The sequence below is a fragment of the Rhodoferax sp. RT5P35 genome (assembly GCF_056521385.1).
The window spans coordinates 1-1,108 of sequence record NZ_JBWMAX010000298.1 but is presented as its reverse complement, the minus strand read 5'-3'; the positions used below and the strand labels follow the sequence as shown (position 1 = coordinate 1,108).

The window sequence follows — 1,108 nt, the reverse complement described above, 5'->3', positions numbered from 1 at the left end:
GTGCCATCGGCATGCTGGCCGTGCTTCTGATCGACCACCGTAAATCGGCCATGGCGTAGCGCCCAGCATTACGCACCGATTCGGCAATGGCTCCTGCCCGCGCAGCATGCGCTAGCTACTTTTTTCTCCCACCCACCCTGAAAGGAAATCCTATGACCGTGACCACCTACCTCTGGACCCCACCGCCCGTTTACTCTCTGCCTGTGCGCGGCCGTAGCGAGCGTCTGCCCATCAACCGACTGTTCTTCGTTGGCCGCAACTACCACGCGCACGCGGTGGAAATGGGCCGCCCCGTGGACAAGTCGGTCGAGGTGCCGTTTTACTTCACCAAGGCACCATCGACCCTGGTCGAGTCCGGTGCCACAGTGGCCTATCCACCCGGCACCCAGGACTACCACCATGAAATGGAGCTGGTGCTAGCCATCGGCGCTGCGGGTTTTCGCGTCAGCGAAGCCGATGCCCCCAAGCTCATCTACGGCTATGCCTGCGGCCTGGACATGACCCGGCGCGACTTGCAGTTGGTGGCCCGTGAGAAGGGTCGGCCCTGGGACCTGGGCAAGGACGTGGAAGAGTCCTCCATCGTCTCCGAGATCGTGCCCCTGCCGCAGACCGTGCTGAGCCAGGGCGACCTGTCGATGTCGGTCAACGGCAAGGTGCGGCAGAAGTCGGACCTCTCCAAGCTGATCTGGAACATCCCTGAACTGATCGCCGACCTGTCCAAGTTCTACCACCTGCTGCCCGGCGACCTGATCTTCACCGGCACCCCCGAAGGCGTGAGCGCCGTACAGGCGGGCGACCGCATCGAGGGCCAGATCGAAGGCGTCGGCAGCATCGTGCTGAACGTCGGCCCGGCCGAATGACATATCGCTGAAAACAAGGAGACAAGCCCCCCATGACCACCGACCTGACGCCTTCCCCCGTGCGGCTGCATGCCGTTGCGGGCCACGGTCAACCCGACCCTACGCCCGCGTTGGAGCAGCTCTACCGCGGCTTCGAGCAGGAGCTGCTCGTGCCGCTGTGGACCGAGATCGGAGGCCTGATGCCCCGGCATCCGCAGTCCAAGGCCGTGCCGCACCTGTGGCGCTGGGATCGGCTGAAAGCCCTGGCC

1 protein-coding gene and 1 pseudogene are annotated in these 1,108 nt (G+C 64.4%); both read left to right on the top strand.

Annotated elements, in window-relative coordinates; all coding sequences use genetic code 11:
- Positions 1–152: 152 nt before the first annotated feature.
- A complete protein-coding gene (locus tag AC097L_RS25785) occupies positions 153–860 on the top strand; it encodes a fumarylacetoacetate hydrolase family protein (RefSeq protein WP_479589541.1) in 708 nt (235 codons plus the stop codon).
- Positions 861–892: 32 nt separating this feature from the next.
- A pseudogene (locus tag AC097L_RS25780) lies at positions 893–1,108 on the top strand (cupin domain-containing protein); the annotation flags it as partial.

Bases quoted from the DNA above. Each gene is read 5' to 3' on its own strand.
- AC097L_RS25785 (WP_479589541.1), top strand. From the start codon at position 153: ATGACCGTGACCACCTACCTCTGGACCCCACCGCCCGTTTACTCTCTG.